We start from the raw sequence: 19,833 nt of genomic DNA on the forward strand, positions 1-19,833 counted from the left end.
CGATCAGTGATCGGTTGCGCGATCGAGGAGAGTGCAGCTGAGATCCGGACGCAGCGGATCGGGGCGCGGACTGAGCAGATCGTGGAGTGGGTGCGTGCGCAGCCCGGTCCGGTGATGGCCTGCTACGAGGCCGGCCCGACCGGATTCGGGCTGGCGCGGGCGCTGCGGGCCGCGGGTGTGGCCTGCGAGGTCGTGGCGCCGTCGAAGATCGAGCGACCGTCCGGGGACAAGGTCAAGACCGACCGGCGCGACGCGGAGCGGCTGGCGCGGTTGCTGCGGATCGGTGAGGTCCCCGGGGTGCGGGTCCCGACCGAGGCCGAAGAAGCCGCCCGGGACCTGGTCCGGGCTCGCGAGGACTGCCGCAGCGACCTGATGCGGGCCCGCCACCGTCTCTCCAAGCTGCTGCTGCGCCAGGGCCTGGTCTGGGACAACACCGCCTGGACCGCCGCGCACGAGGTCTGGCTGCGCAGTCACCACTTCGACCGGCGCGGTGTCCAGCTCGCCTTCGACGAGGCCCTGGATGCGGTGTTCACCGTCCATGCCCGCCGGGCTCGGCTCGACGCTGCGATCGTCGAGATGGCCGCCAGCGACCCGGTGTTGGCCGGGCCGGTCGGGCGGCTGTCGTGTCTGCGGGGCGTCTCGACGCTGACCGCGACCGGGCTGTGCGTCGAGGTCGCCGACTGGCACCGGTTCACCGGCGCCACCATCGGCTCCTACCTCGGGCTGGTGCCCTCGGAGTTCTCCTCCGGGTCGCGGCGGGTCCAGGGCGGGATCACCAAGACCGGTAACTCGCATGCCCGGCGGCTGCTGGTCGAAGCGGCCTGGCACCACCGCCGCCCGCTGCGCCCGAGCCGGGAACGGGCCCGACGCGCCGATGGGCAACCCGCCGTGGTCCGCGACCGCGCCGACGCCGGGAACCGGCGCCTGCACCAGCGCTGGACCCGCTTGGACCACCGCAACAAGCGACCGACCGTGGCTGTCGTCGCGGTCGCCCGCGAGCTCGCCGGCTGGTGCTGGAGCCTGGCCACCCTCGAGGAAACGGCCGCAGCGAGAACCGGCTGAGCCTCTGGCTCGGCCGCCACAGACCCCGGCGGGAGTCGGGAGAGGATGCAGGCAGCGCGAGGAGCGACCCGCGATACAGCTATGAGCAGCTCAGCCCCGATCAGCTCGGGACGAGGCGACGCTCGCCCCTAGACTCGCGGAACGCTCCCGACGAACACCCGGTCATGCGGTGACCAACCCGCGTATATCAGTCTGACCGCGCGTCGAGCCGACACGCCTCCACCCACCCGGCCCCGTCGGGCCCACAACCGCCCTGAGCAGCCCCGATACCAGATATCGAGGGGCCGATCACCCCTGCCCACTTGACAGAAGTGACCTCCATATCAGGTGTGATGTCCAGGCAGGTTGGTCAGGCGACTGATCGGCGGTAGGCCGTTGGTTGCGCTGTGGGGCCGGTGGTGATTGTAGAAGTGCAGCCAGCCGGGGAGCGCGTCTCGCCGAGCCGTTTCGCAGGGGTGGAAGCGGGCGTATGCCCACCCGTCGGCGAGGGTGCGGTGGAAACGTTCGATCTTGCCGTTGGTCTGAGGCCGGTAGGGCCGGGTTCGCTTGTGGGTGATGCCCAGTTCGCTGCAGGTGTCACGCCAGGCGTGTGAGCGGTAGCAGCTGCCGTTGTCGGACAGGACCCGTTCGACGGTCACGCCGCGGGCGTTCAACCAGTCCACGGCCCGGCGTAGCACACCGGTGGCGGTGTCGGCTTTCTCGTCGCTGTGGATCTCGGCGTAGGCGACGCGGGAGTGGTCGTCGATGACGGTGTGGACGAACGCTCTGCCGGTGCGCGGCTTGTAGTCGGTTCCCCTGGGCAGCCCGGGAGTGGACCGCTTGTTCAGGGCGCCTTGTCGGCGTCCGACGAAGCGGTGTCCGCCTCCGTCGGGGATGTTGCCGAACTTGGTGACGTCGACGTGGATCAACGAGCCGGGGTGTGGGTGTTCGTAGCGGCGTAGGGGCTCGCCGGTGACCCGGTCGATGTGGGAGAGCCGGTTGATCCGGCAGCGGCGCAGGACCGCGTGCACGGTCGAGGCGGCGAGAGCGAGTCGGCCGCCGATCTGTACTGGTCCGAGTCGGTGGTGCCACCGCAGTCGCACGATCTGCTTCACCAGCCTCGGCGGGGTCTTGGCCGGCATCGACCGTGGTCGGGAGCTGCGGTCGACCATCCCGGGCGGGCCCTCGGCGCGGTAGCGGTCAGCCCACTTTCGGGCGGTGCGAGGGGCGACCATGAACATTCTGGCCGCGGTGGAGCAGGTCCAGTCCTGGTCGGCGATCAGACGGGCCAGCCGTAGCCGGGCACGCGGAGTCAGCGCAGCGTTAGCGTGGGTCACAAGGGCCTCCGGTTGGTGAAGCGGTTCCTAGACAGCTCCACTTCACAACCGGGGGTCCTCGCCTGTCTCAGCGACAGGCCGTCATCAGCTCAACCTGGAACAACGTCCATGGACATCACACCTGATATGGAGGTCACTTCTGTCAAGTGGGCAGGGGTGATCGGCCCCTCGATATCTGGTATCGGGGCTGCTCAGGGCGGTTGTGGGCCCGACGGGGCCGGGTGGGTGGAGGCGTGTCGGCTCGACGCGCGGTCAGACTGATATACGCGGGTTGGTCACCGCATGACCGGGTGTTCGTCGGGAGCGTTCCGCGAGTCTAGGGGCGAGCGTCGCCTCGTCCCGAGCTGATCGGGGCTGAGCTGCTCATAGCTGTATCGCGGGTCGCTCCTCGCGCTGCCTGCATCCTCTCCCGACTCCCGCCGGGGTCTGTGGCGGCCGAGCCAGAGGCTCAGCCGGTTCTCGCTGCGGCCGTTTCCTCGAGGGTGGCCAGGCTCCAGCACCAGCCGGCGAGCTCGCGGGCGACCGCGACGACAGCCACGGTCGGTCGCTTGTTGCGGTGGTCCAAGCGGGTCCAGCGCTGGTGCAGGCGCCGGTTCCCGGCGTCGGCGCGGTCGCGGACCACGGCGGGTTGCCCATCGGCGCGTCGGGCCCGTTCCCGGCTCGGGCGCAGCGGGCGGCGGTGGTGCCAGGCCGCTTCGACCAGCAGCCGCCGGGCATGCGAGTTACCGGTCTTGGTGATCCCGCCCTGGACCCGCCGCGACCCGGAGGAGAACTCCGAGGGCACCAGCCCGAGGTAGGAGCCGATGGTGGCGCCGGTGAACCGGTGCCAGTCGGCGACCTCGACGCACAGCCCGGTCGCGGTCAGCGTCGAGACGCCCCGCAGACACGACAGCCGCCCGACCGGCCCGGCCAACACCGGGTCGCTGGCGGCCATCTCGACGATCGCAGCGTCGAGCCGAGCCCGGCGGGCATGGACGGTGAACACCGCATCCAGGGCCTCGTCGAAGGCGAGCTGGACACCGCGCCGGTCGAAGTGGTGACTGCGCAGCCAGACCTCGTGCGCGGCGGTCCAGGCGGTGTTGTCCCAGACCAGGCCCTGGCGCAGCAGCAGCTTGGAGAGACGGTGGCGGGCCCGCATCAGGTCGCTGCGGCAGTCCTCGCGAGCCCGGACCAGGTCCCGGGCGGCTTCTTCGGCCTCGGTCGGGACCCGCACCCCGGGGACCTCACCGATCCGCAGCAACCGCGCCAGCCGCTCCGCGTCGCGCCGGTCGGTCTTGACCTTGTCCCCGGACGGTCGCTCGATCTTCGACGGCGCCACGACCTCGCAGGCCACACCCGCGGCCCGCAGCGCCCGCGCCAGCCCGAATCCGGTCGGGCCGGCCTCGTAGCAGGCCATCACCGGACCGGGCTGCGCACGCACCCACTCCACGATCTGCTCAGTCCGCGCCCCGATCCGCTGCGTCCGGATCTCAGCTGCACTCTCCTCGATCGCGCAACCGATCACTGATCGCGCATGGACGTCCAACCCGACCCACGTACCCTCGCCCGACACCGGCGCCTCCCCGTAAATGCGGCACCGTCACCCAACGACGGCGACCCGCGCCAACTTACGAGCGGAGGCGCCGGCCTCCATACGGTCTAGGGCGTGTCTCCCAGATAGGCGGAGCGGGGTGCGCGATGCTTGATCGGTGCCGCGTACCGCTGTCCTGACTGATGCCCAGTGGGCCCGTCTGGCGCCGCTGTTGCCCTCCTCCGAGGGTCGTCGCGGGCGCCCGTTCCGCGATGACCGCCGGGTGCTCGAGGGGATCATCTACCGGTATCGGTGCGGGCTTCCCTGGCGCGACGTCCCAGCCGAGTTCGGGCCGTGGCAGACGTTGTGGAAGCGGCACCGCCGCTACAGCGGCGACGGCACCTGGGACCACATCCTGGCTGCTCTTCTGGTCGAGGCCGACGCCGCCGAGGTGCTCGGGTGGGCGGTCAGCGTGGACTCCACGATCATCCGTGCCCACCAGCACGCCGCGACCCTCAAGCGCGACACAGGGGGCCGGATCGAACTACACGAATCTGCTCGCCGAACCAGCAGATCACGCGCTGGGACGGTCCCGCGGAGGGCTGTCGACGAAGATCCACCAGCTCGTTGACGGGCACGGCCGCCCGCTGGTGGTCCTCCTCGGCCCCGGCCAGGGCGGCGACTCGCCAATGTTTCCGCACCTGATGGCGCGCCTGAGCATCGCCCGACCGGGCCCGGGACGACCCCGGACCCGGCCTGAACGCGTGCGCGCGGACAAGGCCTACTCCTCACGCGCGATCCGCCGGCACCTGCGCGAGCGCCGGATCATCGCTGTCATTCCGGAGCCCTCTGACCAGCAGGGACACCGCAAACGACGGGGCTCACGCGGCGGCCGACCGCCCGCATTCGATCCGGTCGACTACCGAAACCGCAACGTCGTCGAGTGCGGGTTCTGCCACGTCAAGCAGTGGCGCGGGCTGGCCACCCGTTACGACAAGCTCGCCCTGACCTTCCGCGGCGGCGCCGTCCTGAAGGCGATCGTCACCTGGCTCCGCGCATTGGGAGACACACCCTAGGCTGGCCGGATGGGACGATGGCCGGCCGGGGCGCAGGAACGGTTGCAGGACGCCGCGATCGCGTTGTTCGCCGAGCGCGGCTACGAGCGCACCACCGTCGCGGACATCGCCGGTGGCGCCGGCCTGACCGAGCGCAGCTTCTACAACCACTTCTCCGACAAGCGCGAGGTGCTCTTCCCCGACCAGGACGGGTTCATTGCCGGTCTCGCGGCCGCCGTGACGGCCGCACCCCCGGAGCGCGGACCGCTCGACGCGATCACCGACGCCCTCCTGTCCACCGCGGACTGGTTCGACGAGCGCCGGGAGGCGGCGGGCCGGCGTCGGCGGATCCTGGACAGCCGCGCCGAACTGCAGGAACGTGAACACGCCAAGATGGCTGCGCTCGACACGGCGCTCGCGGGGGCGCTGCGCGCACGGGGGCTCGCGGACCCGTCCGCGGCGCTGACCGCCACCGCCGCGGTCGCCGCGTACCGGCTCGCCACCGAGACCTGGCTGGCCGATCCGCAGCGCCGCACGCTCGGGCACCACCTGCGGGCCGGGGTGGCGGACCTGCGCCGCGCCGCGCAGGCGTGGTGAGGCGGTCCCGGCCGGTCGCCGGTCCTGCGGCGCCGCGTGCCGAGCGGGCGGGCCCGGAGGCGGTTGGGACCCGTGGGACCGGGGAAGGGGCCGGCATGTCCTCCCCGCCGTCGCTGGACCGTCTCCTTCAGGTGCGCACCGTCTACGCCGAACCCGAGGCGATCGCGTCGCCCCGCGGGCGCGCCGTCCTGGACCGGTTCCCGGGTGCCGAGGTGATCGAGGTCGGATCGCACTGGCAGATCCCGGAACTGCACGGCAACGCCGGCAACGTCGCCCGCTGGGTGCGGGTGAAGACCGAGAACCTCGTGCTCGGCGTGAAGAAGTCGCTGACGGCCCGCCCGAACGGCCGCTCCACCGACTTCGTCGCCCCGTCCACGTCCAACGGCTGCGCGATGGCCTGCGCGTACTGCTATGTGCCGCGCCGCAAGGGCTACGCGAACCCGATCACGGTGTTCACCAACATCGAGCGCATCACGAAGTACCTGCGCGGCCACGTCTCCCGGCAGGGGCCCAAGACCGAGCCCAACCAGGTCGATCCGCACGCCTGGGTCTACGACATCGGGGAGAACTCCGACGTCGCCGTCGACGCGCTCATCAGCGACAACGTGGCCGATCTCGTGGCGACGTTCCGCGATCTGCCCACGGCCAAGGCCAGCTTCGCCACCAAGTACGTCAACCGCGAGCTGCTGGACCTCGACCCGCAGGGCCGGACCCGGATCCGCTTCTCGCTGATGCCCGAGCGCGACGCGAGGCTGCTCGACATCCGGACCAGCCCGGTGCCGGAGCGGATCGCCGCGATCGACGACTTCGTCGCCGCCGGGTACGAGGTCCATCTCAACCTGTCCCCGGTCGTCCTGCGCCCGGGGTGGGAGGACGACCGGGCGGAGCTGCTGACCCGGCTCGACGACGGCACCGGGCCCGCGTTCCGGGCGCAGGCCGCGGCCGAGGTGATCATGCTGACCCACAACCGGGACCTGCACGAGGTCAACCTCGGCTGGCACCCCCGCGCCGAGGACGTCCTGTGGCGGCCGGGCATGCAGCAGGCCAAGCGGAGCCAGAACGGGATGTGGAACGTCCGGTACCACAACGACGTCAAACGCGAGGGCGTCGAGACGCTCACCGGGCTGATCGCCCGGCACGCTCCGTGGCTGCGGGTCCGGTACGCGTTCTGAGCATCCGGGCGCCGGTCAGTCCAGTGGCTTGGCCATCTGCTGGGCGGTGACCGCGTAGCCGCGGCTCTCGTACAGGGCGATCGCCGCGGCGTTGTGCCCGAGGACGTTGAGCCCCAGCCGGGCGGCCCCGGCCCGGCGCGCCCTCGCCTCCGCCCCGGCCAGGATCGCGCGGGCGTACCCGCTGCGCCGGAACGGTTCCTCGACGCGGACGTCGTATATCCAGGCGATCTCGCCGGAGCCGGTCTGCGGCTCGTGCCGGCCGAGCCACAGCTGCCCCACGGTGCGGCCCCGCGCGTTCTCGGCGACGAGGTGCTCGTGCCCGGCCGTCTCCCGGCCGTGCGGGAGGAGCCGTTCGTGATCGGCGTGCGCCTTGGCCCGGGCCGCGTGCGGGGCCAGCGCCACGGTCAGCGCCGCCACGCGTTCGCGCAGCTGGCGGCCGATGTAGACGTCGAACTCGGCGGGTGTCATCGCGCGCAGGACGACCGCGGGCTGCGCCGCGCCCGCTCCCCGGGTGCCCGGCACGGCCGGGTCAGGCCGGCGCGACCGGGCGCAGCGGCGCCGGGTAGTGCGGCAGCTCGGTCATGATCGAGGGCATCCGGCTCGCCCGCCCGGTGATCCGCCCGAGCTTGCTCATGATCGGCGCGGCGGCCCGGAGCGCGGTGCGCTGCACCGCCAGGCCCGCCGCGCTGCGGGGGTTCATCGCCCGGATCGCCGACGGCCGGACGTCCTGAGCCCAGTCGACGTACGGTCGCATCCGCTCCTCGTAACGGGCCAGCGCCGCCGCAGTCTTCGCGGTGGCGTCGCCGTCGGCACCGGCCAGCTCCCCGGCCAGCACGTACGCCCCGACCAGGGCCAGGCTGGTACCGGTGCCGAACGGCCCGGCGGACCACGCGGCGTCGCCCAGCAGCACGACCCGGCCGTGGTTCCAGCGGGTCAGCCTGGCCTGGGCGATCGCGTCGAAGTACATCGGCGCGTCGTCGAGGGCGTCGAGGATCCGCCGGGTCTGCCACCCGGCGTCGGCGAACGTGCGGCGCAGGATCGTGACCTGGTCGGCGCGATCGAGGGTCTCCAGGCCCCGCACGTCGGTGAGGTGGTTGAGCATCGCCCGGGTGGTGCCCCGGTTGTCCGGGCGCAGCCCGACCGAGCGCGACCCGCTCGCGCCGTACCAGCGCCACCACTGGTCGTCGTCGGCGGTGCGGGGGATCGTCAGGTGCGCGACGAACATGCCCAGCTCGTCCAGCCCGACCTCGCCGAAGACCAGACCGCGGGTGCGTGACCGGGTGCCCTCGGCGACCACCACGACGTCGGCCTCGATCTGCTCGCCGTCGTGCAGGGTCGCCGTGACGTGGTCCCCGTGCTCGGTCAGCTCCCGGATCTGCTGGTCGAAGCGATAGTCGGTGGACGCGCGGGTGTGCTCGTAGAGGATGCGGGACAGCTCCCCGCGCAGGATCTCCATCTCCGCGGTGGCGCCGTCGGTACCACCGGTGCCGGCCGGGAACTCGGCGACCACGGCGCCCGCCCCGTCCACGAAGCGCAGCCCGACCTCGCCGGTCCCGGCGGCGAGCGCCTCGGTCTCCAGCCCCATCCGCCGCAGGACCTCCCGTGCGGAACCCCGGACGTCGATGTTCTGGCCCTCGTCGCGCAACCGCGGCGCCCGCTCGACGACGGTGGTGCGCCAGCCCCGCGCGTGCAGTTGGTGGGCGAGGGCGGGGCCGGCGATGCTGGCTCCGGAGATCAGGGCGTGACGGGGCACGGGTGTCCTTTCGCAGGGAATTCCAGGCTATCCCCGATCGGGTTCCCGTTCGCCCGATAATCGAACCCGCACAATGGCCGGAATGACCGTTCCCGGCGGGAATGCGCCTACCGGGCGATCCGCCCGCCCGCGTCCGTGCGGCCGCCGCCGGACCCGGCGGTACCCTGCACGTTCCCCACCGACCGGAGAGCGCTCCCCGTGCACCTCAAGACGCTGACGATGAAGGGCTTCAAGTCCTTCGCCTCGGCCACCACGCTGCGCCTGGAACCGGGGATCACCTGCGTCGTCGGGCCGAACGGCTCCGGCAAGTCCAACGTCGTCGACGCGATCAGCTGGGTGCTCGGTGAGCAGGGCGCCAAGGCGCTGCGCGGCGGCAAGATGGAGGACGTCATCTTCGCCGGCACCTCCGGGCGCGGAGCGCTGGGCCGCGCCGAGGTGACGCTGACGATCGACAACTCCGACGGGGCCCTGCCGATCGACTACTCCGAGGTCTCGGTGACCCGCCGGATGTTCCGCGACGGCGCCGGGGAGTACGAGATCAACGGGTCCCGGGCCCGGCTGCTCGACGTGCAGGAGCTGCTCTCGGACTCGGGCATCGGCCGGGAGATGCACGTGATCGTCGGGCAGGGGCAGCTCGACGGGGTGCTGCAGTCCAAGCCCGAGGACCGGCGCTCCTACATCGAGGAGGCCGCCGGGGTCCTCAAGCACCGCAAGCGCAAGGAGAAGGCGCTGCGGAAGCTGGACGCGATGCAGGCCAACCTGACCCGGCTCACCGACCTCACCGCCGAGCTGCGCCGCCAGCTCAAGCCCCTGGGCCGCCAGGCCGAGATCGCCCGCAAGGCCCAGTCCGTGCAGAGCGAGCTGCGCGACGCGCGGCTCCGGCTCGCCGCCGACGACCTGGTGACGCTGCAGGAGGAGATCACCCGGGAGGAGGCGTCCCAGGACCAGGCCCGGCAGCGGCGCGCCGAGGTCGAGGAGCAGCTGGAGGCGGCCCGGGAACGCCAGCAGGAGCTGGAGACCGCGCTCGCCGCGGACGCGCCGCGGCTGCAGACCGCGCAGGACACCTGGTACCAGCTCTCCGCGCTGGCCGAGCGGCTGCGCGGCACCGTCCGCCTGGCCGAGGAGCGGGTCCGGCACCTGACCTCCTCCGGCGCGGTGGGGCACACCCCCGGCCGGGACCCGGACGAGACCGAGGCCGAGGCCGAGGTGATCGCCGAGCAGGAGGAGGAGCTGGTCGCGGGCGTCGACGAGGCCCGGCGCCGGCTCGACGAGGTCGTCACCGAGAAGGCCGAGCGGGAACGGACGCTGGTCGCCGCGGAGCGCGAGCACCTCGCCGCCGTCCGGGCGATCGCCGACCGCCGGGCCGGGATCGCGACGCTCGCCGGCAAGGCCGACGCGCTGCGGTCCGGGGTGGCGGCGACCGCGGAGGAGATCGAGCGGCTGTCCGAGGCGCTGGCCGAGGCGACCGCGCGCACCGAGCAGGCCGATGCCGAGCTGCTCTCCGCCCGCGACGGCCTCGGGCCCGAGGCGTCCGAGGACGCCGGGGACGCGTCCGCCGGGCGGGTCGAGCAGGCCGAGACCGCGCACCGGGCGGCAGCCGACCGGGTCGCCGAGCTGGGCCGCGCGGAGCGCGACGCCGAGCAGCGCCGCGCGCACTGGCGGGCCCGGGTGGAGGCGTTGCAGGTCGGGCTCGTCCGGCGCGACGGCACCGGTGCGCTGCTCGACTCCGGGACGGAGAACGACGTGCTGGGCGCCGTCGCCGAGCTGGTCGAGGTGCAGCCGGACGCCCGCGCCGCGGTCGCGGCCGCGCTCGGGGAGGTCGCCGAGGGCGTCGCCGTGGCGTCGGTCTCCGCGGCGGCCGGGGCGCTGCGCTCGCTGCGCGACGGCGACGCGGGACGGGCCGCGCTGCTCGTCGCCGGGGTCTCCGCGGCCACCGGTGCGCCGGTCCCGGTCGCCGTGCCCGACACCGACCCGCCGGCCGGCCGGTGGGCCGCCGCGCTCGTGACCGCCCCGCCCGCGCTGGGTGCGGCGCTGGCCGCACTGCTGCGCGACGTCGTCGTCGTGGCGGATCTGGACACCGCGGCGACCGCGCTCGCGGCGCGGCCGGACCTCACCGCCGTCACCACCGACGGGGACCTGCTCACCGCGCACGTCGCCCGTGGCGGCGCCGGGGCCGGTGAGGGTGCGCTGCAGCTGCAGGCCGCCGTCGACGACGCCGTGACCGAGCGGGACGCCGTGGACGCCGAGCTGGAGTCGCTGCGTCCCACCCTCGAGGGCGCCCGCGCCGAGGAGGAGGCCCGCGGTACCGATCTGACCGCCGCCCGGACCGCGGTCGCCGACGCCGACCGGCGCCGGGCCGCGGCCGCCGCGCAGCTGGGGCGCCTGGAGCAGGTCGTCGCGTCCGCCACGGCCGAGGCGCAGCGGCTGCGGGAGCGCCGGGACGGGGTCGAGGCCCGCCGCTCGGAGTCGCTGATCGCGCTGGAGGCCGCCGAGCACCAGCTCTCGCTCGCCTCCGACGCCCCCACCGACGAGGAGCCGGACACCGAGCTGCGCGACGAGGCCGCCGAGCGGGTCGAGGAGGTCCGCTCCGAGGAGGTCGAGTGCCGGCTCGCGCTGCGCACCGCAGAGGAGCGGGCCCGCGCGATCGCCGGTCGCGCCGAGACCCTGCGCCGCCAGGCGCACGCCGAGCGCCAGGCCCGGTCCCGGGCCGCCGCCGCGGCCGCGGAGCGGGAACGCGCCTCGGAGATCGCGCGGCTGGTCGTCGACGCCGGTGGCACGGCGTGCGAGCGGATCGAGCTGTCGCTGGCCGTCGCGACCATCGAGCGCGACGAGGTGCACGCCGCGCGGGCCGAGCGCGAGCGCGCGCACCACGAGGCCCGGGAGGCCACGACCCGGCTGACCGGGCTGCTGGAGAAGCTCACCGACGCCGTGCACCGCGACGAGATGGTCCGCCAGCAGACCCGGATGCGTCTCGACCAGCTGACCGAGAAGATCCTCGCCGACCACGGGATCGGCGGCGACGAGCTGGTCGCCGAGTACGGGCCGGACGTGCCGGTGCCGCCGTCGGAGGCCGACGTCGCGGAGTACGAGGCCGCGAAGGAACGCGGCGAGCAGGTGTCCGCACCGCCGGCCGTGCCGTTCGACCGGGGGACCCAGGAGCGGCGCCGGAAACGGGCCGAGAAGGACCTGTCGCTGCTCGGCAAGGTCAACCCGCTGGCGCTGGAGGAGTTCGCCGCGCTGGAGGAGCGCTACCGCTTCCTGTCCACCCAGCTGGAGGACCTGAAGAACACGCGGCGCGACCTGCTCGTCGTGGTCCGCGAGGTCGACGACAAGATCCTCGAGGTCTTCACGACGGCCTACCACGACGTGGCCGCCGAGTTCGAGACCGTGTTCGCGACGCTGTTCCCCGGTGGTGACGGCCGGCTCGTCCTCACCGATCCCGACGACATGCTGACCACCGGCATCGAGGTGGAGGCCCGGCCGCCGGGGAAGAAGGTCAAGCGGCTGTCGCTGCTGTCCGGCGGGGAGCGGTCGCTCACCGCGATGGCGTTGCTGGTGGCGATCTTCCGGGCCCGGCCGTCGCCGTTCTACGTGCTCGACGAGATCGAGGCCGCCCTCGACGACGTCAACCTGCGCCGGCTGATCTCGCTGATGGAGGAGCTGCGGGCGAACAGCCAGCTCATCGTCATCACCCACCAGAAGCCGACGATGGAGGTCGCGGACGCGCTCTACGGCGTCTCGATGCGGGGGGACGGGATCACCCAGGTGATCTCGCAGCGGCTGCGCCCCGCGTCGTAGACGTCTGCACATCGCGGCCGTTGGTCGCTTGTTCTACGCGCGGGCGGTTTTCCCGGTTAGCCCGTGGTCGGTTGCTGATCTCGATACGGTGCGCTCTGCACGTCCACCATTCGATGTCGACTGCAATGGTCGGTAGACCGGAATTCAAGTAGCTCCGGGTTGACGGCGGCTGTCCAGGCCATCGTGCTCGAAGCTGCTTCCGGTCGTCACGGGAAAGAATCCGATACCGGTGACCACTCGAGAGAGCAGAGCTTTCGCATCATCCATCAAGACCGCGTTGGCCGTCATGGTCCTCGTAGCCGGCGCCGGTTCCGCGGGTCCGTCGGCTGAGACCCGACCCCCGAGCCCGGCAGACGGCACGATCGCTGTCGAGGCGATCTCGATGACGACGCGCCCTTCGGGCTATGTGCGTGCGGAGTCCATGGAGCAGGCGAACGATCCTGGACGCCCTTGAGTCATCTGGAGCGTCGGAATCGGCGGCCGTCGTCGCTGCCGGTGTCACGTTCGGCCCGTGCACCCTCGAGCCCACTCGCATCTACATGCGCACCTCGGGAGGACTGGGGGCGAAGCCGTACACCGTGTGTGATGTTCCGGTGACTTCCATCAGGCAGGGCACCGATCTGCGGTATAAGTGGGGTCCGTGGTGGCGGACGGCCGCGAGCTACCCGGGTCACGGGAATCAGAGTCAGGCCCGGTATGAGCAGCGTAACGTCCAGTGGGCCTGCCAGGGCTCGGCGTCGACGACCTGGGCAGGCACGACGGTCGGTACCATTGTCTACGGTGGTGAGACATTCTATGCGCGGGTTTACCAGGTTCCGACAGAGCAGAGCTGTGGAGCGTGAACCGGTTGTGCGTCTGGTCTACGAGCGTACGAGTCCCCCCGGAGAAGACTCCGGAGTGGAGCCGCTCATCGCTGTCTGTGCTGACGAGGACGAGGCTCGGCGCATCGAAGCTGACAGCTCTGCGCGCGGCCGGCACGTCTCGTGGGAGGAGCACCCGCTGCAGGGGACCGATCGCGAGGTCGGGCCTCTGGAAGTCGGCCGGATCGTGCACGTGGTCCTGCTCGGCGGAAGCGACATCGTCGACGGGCCGGACGACCCCATCGGCATCGCCGTCTACGCCGACGGCGAGGCCGCCGAGCGACGAGCGGCCGAGGAACTCCGCACGACCGGCTCGCCCGGCTACCGCGCGATCGCCCTCCCCGTCGGATGGCGAGCCCCCGGCCCCGGGCGTTCGGGCTGATCGAACTCCTGGCTGCGTCCGGTGCCGCTGGTGGCACCGGACGCAGCCCAGGATCTGATCACCGGGCACCGGTGGGGCCGACTGCCGGGCTGCGCCGCCGCGGTCGCCGGCGCCGGTCCGGCACGGTCACCGCCGTGGGCCCGCCGCGGCCGCCGTGCGGTCACCGGCGCCGCCCGGCGAGGTCGCCGACGCAGGCCGCCGCAACCGGTGCGACCACCGATACCGGCCGACGCGGCGACCGGCCGGGCGGCGGGTCCCGTGACCTGCGCGGCACCCGAGCCGCCACGACCGCACCGACCGGGGCCCGACGCGACCGGCGGGCCCCTGACCGGGCGTGGCAGGGTTGCACGGGTGACCACGCAGACCATCTGGATCGTCGTCGCGGTCGTCGTGGCCGTGCTGCTGATCGCCGTCGTCGCGGGGCTGCTGATCGCCCGCCGCAGGCGGATCAGCCTGCGCGAGGACGACCCTCAGCGCGAGCTCGGCACCGACGGGACCGCCACGGCGCCGCCGAAGAAGGGCGGCAGCTACCAGGCCGGTGGCGGGTTCGACTTCGCGTCGGGCACGGCCGCCGCCCCGGAGCGCCCCGCCGCCGACGGGTCGGCCCCGGGCGTCACCGAGCCGGTCGAGCGGCCGGACGTGGCGCCGGTCGCCCCCGTCGAGGGCCCGACCGCCGACGAGGTCCGCACCCCGCCGGGTGGGAACCCCGTCGTCGGCGGGGCGACCGAGGCCCGGACCCCGCCCGGCGGGCTCCCCGTGTCGACCGCGCCGCCGGTGCGCCCGGGGACCGCGCCGAGCAGCCCGACCGTCCCGACCGAGAGCCGCGAGCCCGCGGACCCGGCGGTCCCCACACCGGCCGACCGGGGTGTCATCGACACCGCCGAGGCCAGCAAGGACCCCGCGACCCAGCAGCTCGTCCGGCCGCCGGCCGGCGCGCCCCCGACGTCGGCGCCCCCGGCCCCGGAGGCTCCGGCGCCCCGGGCCCCGGCACCGGTCCCGGCCGACACGATCGACCCCGCCGAGGGACGGATCGAGCGGCTGCGCGGGCGGCTGTCCCGGTCCCGCTCCGGCCTCGGGCAGAGCCTGCTCGGCCTGCTCGGCGCCGGTGACCTGGACGAGGACTCCTGGGAGGACGTCGAGGCGACGCTGCTGCAGGCCGACCTCGGCCCGGAGACGACCGCCGAGGTCGTCGAGAAGCTGCGCCACCGGCTCGCCGCCCGTGGCGTCCGTACCGCCGAGCAGGTGCGCGAGACGCTGCGCGAGGTGCTCGTCGAGGCGCTGGAGACCGGGCAGGGCCGCTCGGTGCACGTGCTGCCGCAGGAGGGGCGCCCGGCGGTGGTGCTCGTCGTCGGCGTCAACGGCACCGGCAAGACGACCACCACCGGCAAGCTCGCCCGGGTGCTCGTCGCCGGCGGCCGCCAGGTCACCCTCGGTGCGGCCGACACGTTCCGGGCCGCGGCCGCGGAACAGCTCGTGACCTGGGGGGAGCGCTCCGGCGCCGGTGTCGTCCGGGGTCCGGAGGGGTCCGACCCGGCGTCGGTCGCGTTCGAGGCGGTCAAGCGCGGCACCGCCGGCGGCGCCGACGCCGTCCTGCTCGACACCGCGGGCCGGCTGCACACCAAGACCGGCCTGATGGACGAGCTCGGCAAGGTCAAGCGGGTCGTCGAGAAGCAGGCCAGGGTCGACGAGGTACTGCTCGTCCTCGACGCCACGACCGGCCAGAACGGGCTGACCCAGGCCCGGGTGTTCGGCGAGGTCGTCGACGTCACCGGGATCGTGCTGACCAAGCTCGACGGCACCGCCAAGGGCGGCATCGTCTTCCGGGTGCAGCGCGAGCTCGGCGTGCCGGTGAAGCTCGTCGGGCTCGGCGAGGGCCCGGACGATCTCGCGCCGTTCGAGGCCGGGGCGTTCGTCGACGCCCTGCTGAACTGAGCCGCGGGTGCCGGGGCGCGGACCGCGCCCCGGCACCACTGCGCCGTGTGGCGGATCACGGATCGGCCCGTCCGGCTGACGTTCGGACCCCCGGATCCTGTTGGGTAACCCAACCGTCATCCGGATCGCGGGGCTGTTAACCGGTACGAAACGGACCGGCGCCCGGTGCGAAACACGCGCTCACCATTCTTCCTCCCCAGTCGGACACCGACATGACGTGGGAGGAAACGACGTGCCACAGGAAGCCCTCAACGGCGGCGACACCGCCTGGATCCTCGCGAGCGCCGCGCTCGTGCTGCTGATGACGCCGGGTGTGGCGCTGTTCTACGGCGGCCAGGCACGCTCCAAGACCGTCCTCAACATGATGATGATGTGCTTCAGCTCGCTGGGGCTCGTCGGCGTGCTGTGGATCCTCTTCGGCTACTCGATGGCCTTCGGCACCGACATCGGCGGTGGGCTGCTCGGCAACCCGTTCGAGGCGTTCGGGCTGTCCTCGGTGCTGGCCAACGACCAGGCCGAGAACGCGCTGCCGGACCTCGCGTTCGTCAGCTTCCAGGCGATGTTCGCCATCCTCACCGTCGCGCTGGTCGCCGGTGCGGCCGCGGACCGGATGAAGTTCGGCGCCTGGATGCTGTTCTCCGGGCTGTGGGCCACGCTGGTCTACTTCCCGATCGCGCACTGGGTCTTCGACCTGGAGCAGGGCTGGATCGCCACCTCGCTGGGCGCGCTGGACTTCGCCGGCGGCACCGCGGTGCACATCAACGCCGGTGTCGCGGCGCTGGTCCTCTGCATCATCCTCGGCAAGCGCCGCGGCTGGCCGCGTGAGGCCATGCGCCCGCACAACCTGACGATGGTGATGCTCGGCGCCGGTCTGCTGTGGTTCGGCTGGTTCGGGTTCAACGCCGGCTCGTCCGGTGCCGCCGACTGGGCCGCCGCCTACGCCTTCGTCAACACGATCGCCGCCACCGCTGCCGCCATCCTCGGCTGGCTGGTCATCGAGCGGATCCGCTACGGCAAGGCCACCTCGCTGGGTGCGGCGTCGGGCATCGTGGCCGGCCTGGTCGCCATCACGCCGGCGTGTGCCTCGGTGTCGCCGCTGGGTGCGCTGGCCATCGGCGTCATCGCCGGTGCGCTGTCGGCGTACGCGGTCGGCTGGAAGTACAAGCTGGGCTTCGACGACTCGTTCGACGTCGTCGGCGTCCACCTCGTCGCGGGTCTGTGGGGCACCCTGGCGATCGGGTTCTTCGCCACCGACGTCGCCCCCGACGAGACCAACGGCCTGTTCTACGGCGGCGGTGCCGGCCAGCTCGGCATCCAGGCGCTCGCCGCGCTCGCCACGATCGCCACGATCGTCTACTGCGGGATCGTCACCACGATCATCGCGCTGCTCGTCAAGGTCACCATCGGCCTGCGGATCAGCGAGGAGGCCGAGCAGACCGGCATCGACGAGGCGGAGCACGCCGAGACCGGGTACGAGTTCTCCGGCCTGCGCGGCGGCAGCGGCCTCGGCTCGGCGCCGAAGCCGGTCGCGTCGGCCCCGGCAGCAGCACCCACCGCTCCGACGAAGCAGGAGGCCTGACCCATGAAGCTCGTGACCGCTATCGTCAAGCCGTTCGTCCTGGAGGACGTCAAGGGCGCGCTGGAGCAGCTCGGCGTTCTGGGCCTGACCATCAGCGAGGTCCAGGGCTACGGCCGGCAGAAGGGCCACACCGACGCCATCTGACCCCACACCCGATCCCGCGCAGCACGGGCCCGCCGGACTCCACACGGAGCGGCGGGCCCGTCCGCGGTCCGGGTACGAAACGGATAATCCGGGCCCATCCGGGGCCGGTTCGGACGTGCAGGAAGCGGGTGGGGCGCAGGATGTCGGTCCTCGGGTCGGGCGAGGCAGCTGATCTGGTCGGAGCGAAGTCGTTGCTGCTGGCGGCGGGCGGTCGTCAGCACCACGGACCGGAGGCGTTGCGGGCCGCGCTGGTCGACCTGCACGACTTCTGGCTCTCCTCGCGCTGCGCGACCCTCGGGTTCGGCGGCACCGGCAGCGGGGTCGCCTTGGTCGCGGTCGGTGCGCTCGGCCGGCGCGAGCTCTGCCCGTACTCCGACCTCGATCTCGTCCTGCTGCACGACGGCCGCTCCGGCGTCGACGGCCTCGCCGAGCAGCTCTGGTACCCGCTGTGGGACGCCGGGCTCGGCCTCGACCACTCGGTCCGCACCCCCGGGCAGGCCGTGCAGGTGGCCGCCACCGACCTGCGCGCCGCGTTCGGGCTGCTGGAGGCCCGGCACATCGCCGGGGACGGCGCGCTCGTCACGACCGTCCGGGATGCGGTCCGCCAGGCGTGGCGGGCCGGGATCCGCGGCCGGTTCGACGAGATCGCCGACACCGCGGCCGAGCGCTGGCGGCGCAGCGGCGACGTCGCGCACCGGATCGAGCCCGACCTGAAGAACGGGCACGGCGGGCTGCGCGACGTCGCGCTGATCGACGCGCTGGCGACCGCGCAGCTCGTCGACCGGCCGTCGGCGGAGATCGCCGCGGCCCGCACGCTGCTGCTCGACGTCCGCACCGAGCTGCACCGCCGCTCGGGCCGGGCCCGGGACGTGCTGCGCGCCCAGGACGCCGACGAGATCGCCGCCCAGATGGATCTCGGTGACCGGTTCGACCTGGCCCGCGCGCTGTCCGGTGGTGCGCGGGCGGTCGCGTTCGGGGCCGAGGTCGCGCTGCGCCAGGCCCGCGCCGCGCTGCCCCGGCGCGGGCTCGCCGCGCTGCGCCGGGCGCCGGTCCGGCGGCCGCTGGACTCCGGCGTCGTCGAGCACGCGGGGGAGGTCGGCCTGGCCCGGGACGCCTCGGCGGCGAAGGACCCGGCGCTCGTCCTGCGGGTCGCGGCCACCGCGGCGCGCACCGGGCTGCCGGTCTCGGCGGGCACGCTCACCCGGCTCGCCGACACCGCGCCGGAGCTGCGTGCCCCGTGGCCGCGGGCCGCGCTGGCCGAGCTGCTGGGCCTGCTCGGGACCGGGCACGGCATGGTCGGGGTGATCGAGTCGCTGGACCGGACCGGGCTGTGGGGACGGCTGTTCCCGGAGTGGGGCGCGGTGCGGGACCTGCCACCACGGGACCGGACGCACGTCTGGACCGTCGACCGGCACCTCGTCGAGGTCGCCGCCGCCGCGGCCCGGCTGACCACCCGGGTCTCCCGGCCGGACCTGCTGCTGCTCGCGGCGCTGCTGCACGACATCGGCAAGGGGCGCGACGGGGACCACTCGGTGGTGGGGGAGTCGCTGGTCCGCCAGGTGGGCGAACGCCTGGGCCTGCGCCCGCCCGACGTCGCGCTGCTCGCCGCGGCGGTCCGCCACCACCTGCTGCTCCCGCACACCGCGACCCGCCGGGACCCCGACGACCCGGCCACCGTGGCCCGGGTGCTCGACACGCTGCGCTCGGCCGTCGACGGCGACCGGGCCGTCGGGGTGCTCCTCGAACTCCTCGACGCGCTCGCCGAGGCCGACTCGCTGGGTACCGGTCCCGGCGTGTGGAGCCCGTGGCGGCGGACCCTGGTGCAGGGGCTGGCCGGTCGCTGCCGCGCCGCACTGGACGGCCGCCCGTTCGTCCCGCCCGGCCCGCCGGACCCGGCGTACGGCGAGATGGCCGACGCGGTGGCCGGGGACGGCCGTCCGCAGGTCCGGTTCGCCACCACCGACGACGTCTCCACCGTCACCGTCGCGCTGCCGGACCGGCGCGGGGCGCTCTCGGCGGTCGCCGGGGTGCTCGCCCTGCACTCGCTGCAGGTGCACACCGCCGACCTGACCGTCCACCCGGTGGGCGCCGCCGGCACCCCGCCCGGGCGCCCCGCCGCCCCGGCGCCCGATGCCGCCACGGAGCCGCCGGAGCCGCCGGGGCCGCCGGTTTCGCTGGTGCGCGACGCCGTCGCGGTGCTGACCTTCGCCGTCACCCCGCGGTTCGGCGGCCTGCCCGATCCGGCGCTGGTGCGCTCGGACCTGGTGCGGGTGCTCGGCGGCTCGCTGGGGCTGGCCGACGCGCTCGCCCGCAAGGAACGCGACTACGCCCCGTCGGACCCGGAGGTGGAGCGGACCGCGCCACCGCGGGTGCTGTGGTTCGACGACGAGGCCACCGGCGCCGTCGTGCTCGAACTGCGCGGGACCGACCGGATCGGCCTGCTGCACCACGTCACCGCCGCGCTGGAGCGGTGCGGGGTGGACCTGCTGTGGGCCAGGGTGGAGACGCTCGGCTCCTCGGTCGTCGACGCGTTCGGGATCGGCGGGGTCGCCGAGCCCGCAGCCCGGCACCGGCTCGAACGCGAGGTGCTGACGGCCGCGGCGCGGCGGGCCGTCGTCTCCCGCAGCTGATCCCGCAGCCGGTCCGGGCGCCGCCGACACGCCGCGGAACGCG

At 73.6% G+C, this 19,833-nt stretch carries 12 protein-coding genes and 2 pseudogenes; 10 read left to right on the forward strand and 4 right to left on the reverse strand.

From position 1 onward, the window contains the following. Positions 1 to 6 precede the first annotated feature (6 nt). A complete protein-coding gene (locus AFB00_RS20360; protein WP_231973946.1) occupies positions 7 to 1,062 on the forward strand; it encodes an IS110 family transposase in 1,056 nt (351 codons plus the stop codon). A gap of 323 nt (positions 1,063 to 1,385) precedes the next feature. On the opposite strand, the gene AFB00_RS20365 is transcribed toward AFB00_RS20360, so the two are convergent. Both AFB00_RS20365 and AFB00_RS20370 read right to left on the reverse strand, forming a co-directional pair. Beyond that, positions 1,386 to 2,378 carry an IS481 family transposase gene (locus AFB00_RS20365; RefSeq protein ID WP_083275697.1) on the reverse strand — a complete coding sequence of 331 codons (993 nt, stop codon included), beginning with the start codon at positions 2,376 to 2,378 and terminating at the stop codon, positions 1,386 to 1,388. A gap of 448 nt (positions 2,379 to 2,826) precedes the next feature. Continuing rightward, a complete protein-coding gene (locus AFB00_RS20370) occupies positions 2,827 to 3,930 on the reverse strand; it encodes an IS110 family transposase (protein WP_197520039.1) in 1,104 nt (367 codons plus the stop codon). Between the two features lie 136 nt (positions 3,931 to 4,066). On the opposite strand from AFB00_RS20370, the pseudogene AFB00_RS32205 reads away from it, so the two are divergent. The 3 genes and pseudogenes from AFB00_RS32205 (at position 4,067) to AFB00_RS20390 (ending at position 6,712) form a co-directional block, all read left to right on the forward strand. Next, positions 4,067 to 4,964, forward strand: a pseudogene (locus AFB00_RS32205) (IS5 family transposase). A 9-nt stretch (positions 4,965 to 4,973) separates the two neighbouring features. After that, positions 4,974 to 5,540: a TetR/AcrR family transcriptional regulator gene (locus AFB00_RS20385; protein WP_068798527.1), complete on the forward strand. Its 567-nt coding sequence runs from the start codon at positions 4,974 to 4,976 to the stop codon at positions 5,538 to 5,540. A 95-nt stretch (positions 5,541 to 5,635) separates the two neighbouring features. Further along, positions 5,636 to 6,712: a spore photoproduct lyase family protein gene (locus AFB00_RS20390; RefSeq protein WP_068798528.1), complete on the forward strand. Its 1,077-nt coding sequence runs from the start codon at positions 5,636 to 5,638 to the stop codon at positions 6,710 to 6,712. Positions 6,713 to 6,727: 15 nt separating this feature from the next. Here the strand turns inward: AFB00_RS20390 and AFB00_RS20395 are convergent, their stop codons facing one another. Next, entirely contained in the window at positions 6,728 to 7,234 is a 507-nt protein-coding gene (locus AFB00_RS20395; protein WP_197519604.1) for a GNAT family N-acetyltransferase, read from the reverse strand. A 7-nt stretch (positions 7,235 to 7,241) separates the two neighbouring features. Further along, positions 7,242 to 8,465, reverse strand: a complete 1,224-nt coding sequence (locus AFB00_RS20400; RefSeq protein WP_068798529.1) for an FAD-dependent monooxygenase — start codon at positions 8,463 to 8,465, stop codon at positions 7,242 to 7,244. A gap of 198 nt (positions 8,466 to 8,663) precedes the next feature. Between AFB00_RS20400 and smc the strand changes: the two genes are divergently transcribed. The 6 genes and pseudogenes from smc (at position 8,664) to AFB00_RS20430 (ending at position 19,790) form a co-directional block, all read left to right on the forward strand. Continuing rightward, positions 8,664 to 12,263 carry a chromosome segregation protein SMC gene (smc, locus tag AFB00_RS20405; protein ID WP_068798530.1) on the forward strand — a complete coding sequence of 1,200 codons (3,600 nt, stop codon included), beginning with the start codon at positions 8,664 to 8,666 and terminating at the stop codon, positions 12,261 to 12,263. Between the two features lie 897 nt (positions 12,264 to 13,160). After that, positions 13,161 to 13,505 carry a hypothetical protein gene (locus AFB00_RS20410; RefSeq protein WP_068798531.1) on the forward strand — a complete coding sequence of 115 codons (345 nt, stop codon included), beginning with the start codon at positions 13,161 to 13,163 and terminating at the stop codon, positions 13,503 to 13,505. Positions 13,506 to 13,856: 351 nt separating this feature from the next. After that, on the forward strand, positions 13,857 to 15,437 hold the full coding sequence (gene ftsY / locus AFB00_RS20415) for a signal recognition particle-docking protein FtsY (protein WP_068800495.1): 1,581 nt from the start codon (positions 13,857 to 13,859) through the stop codon (positions 15,435 to 15,437). A gap of 301 nt (positions 15,438 to 15,738) precedes the next feature. Next, entirely contained in the window at positions 15,739 to 17,016 is a 1,278-nt protein-coding gene (locus AFB00_RS20420; protein WP_068800496.1) for an ammonium transporter, read from the forward strand. Between the two features lie 3 nt (positions 17,017 to 17,019). Then, positions 17,020 to 17,151: pseudogene (locus AFB00_RS20425) on the forward strand (P-II family nitrogen regulator); the annotation flags it as partial. A 149-nt stretch (positions 17,152 to 17,300) separates the two neighbouring features. Beyond that, entirely contained in the window at positions 17,301 to 19,790 is a 2,490-nt protein-coding gene (locus tag AFB00_RS20430; protein ID WP_068798532.1) for a [protein-PII] uridylyltransferase, read from the forward strand. Positions 19,791 to 19,833: the final 43 nt, after the last annotated feature.

This window comes from Pseudonocardia sp. HH130630-07, assembly GCF_001698125.1.
In the GTDB taxonomy this organism is placed as follows: Bacteria; Actinomycetota; Actinomycetes; order Mycobacteriales; family Pseudonocardiaceae; genus Pseudonocardia.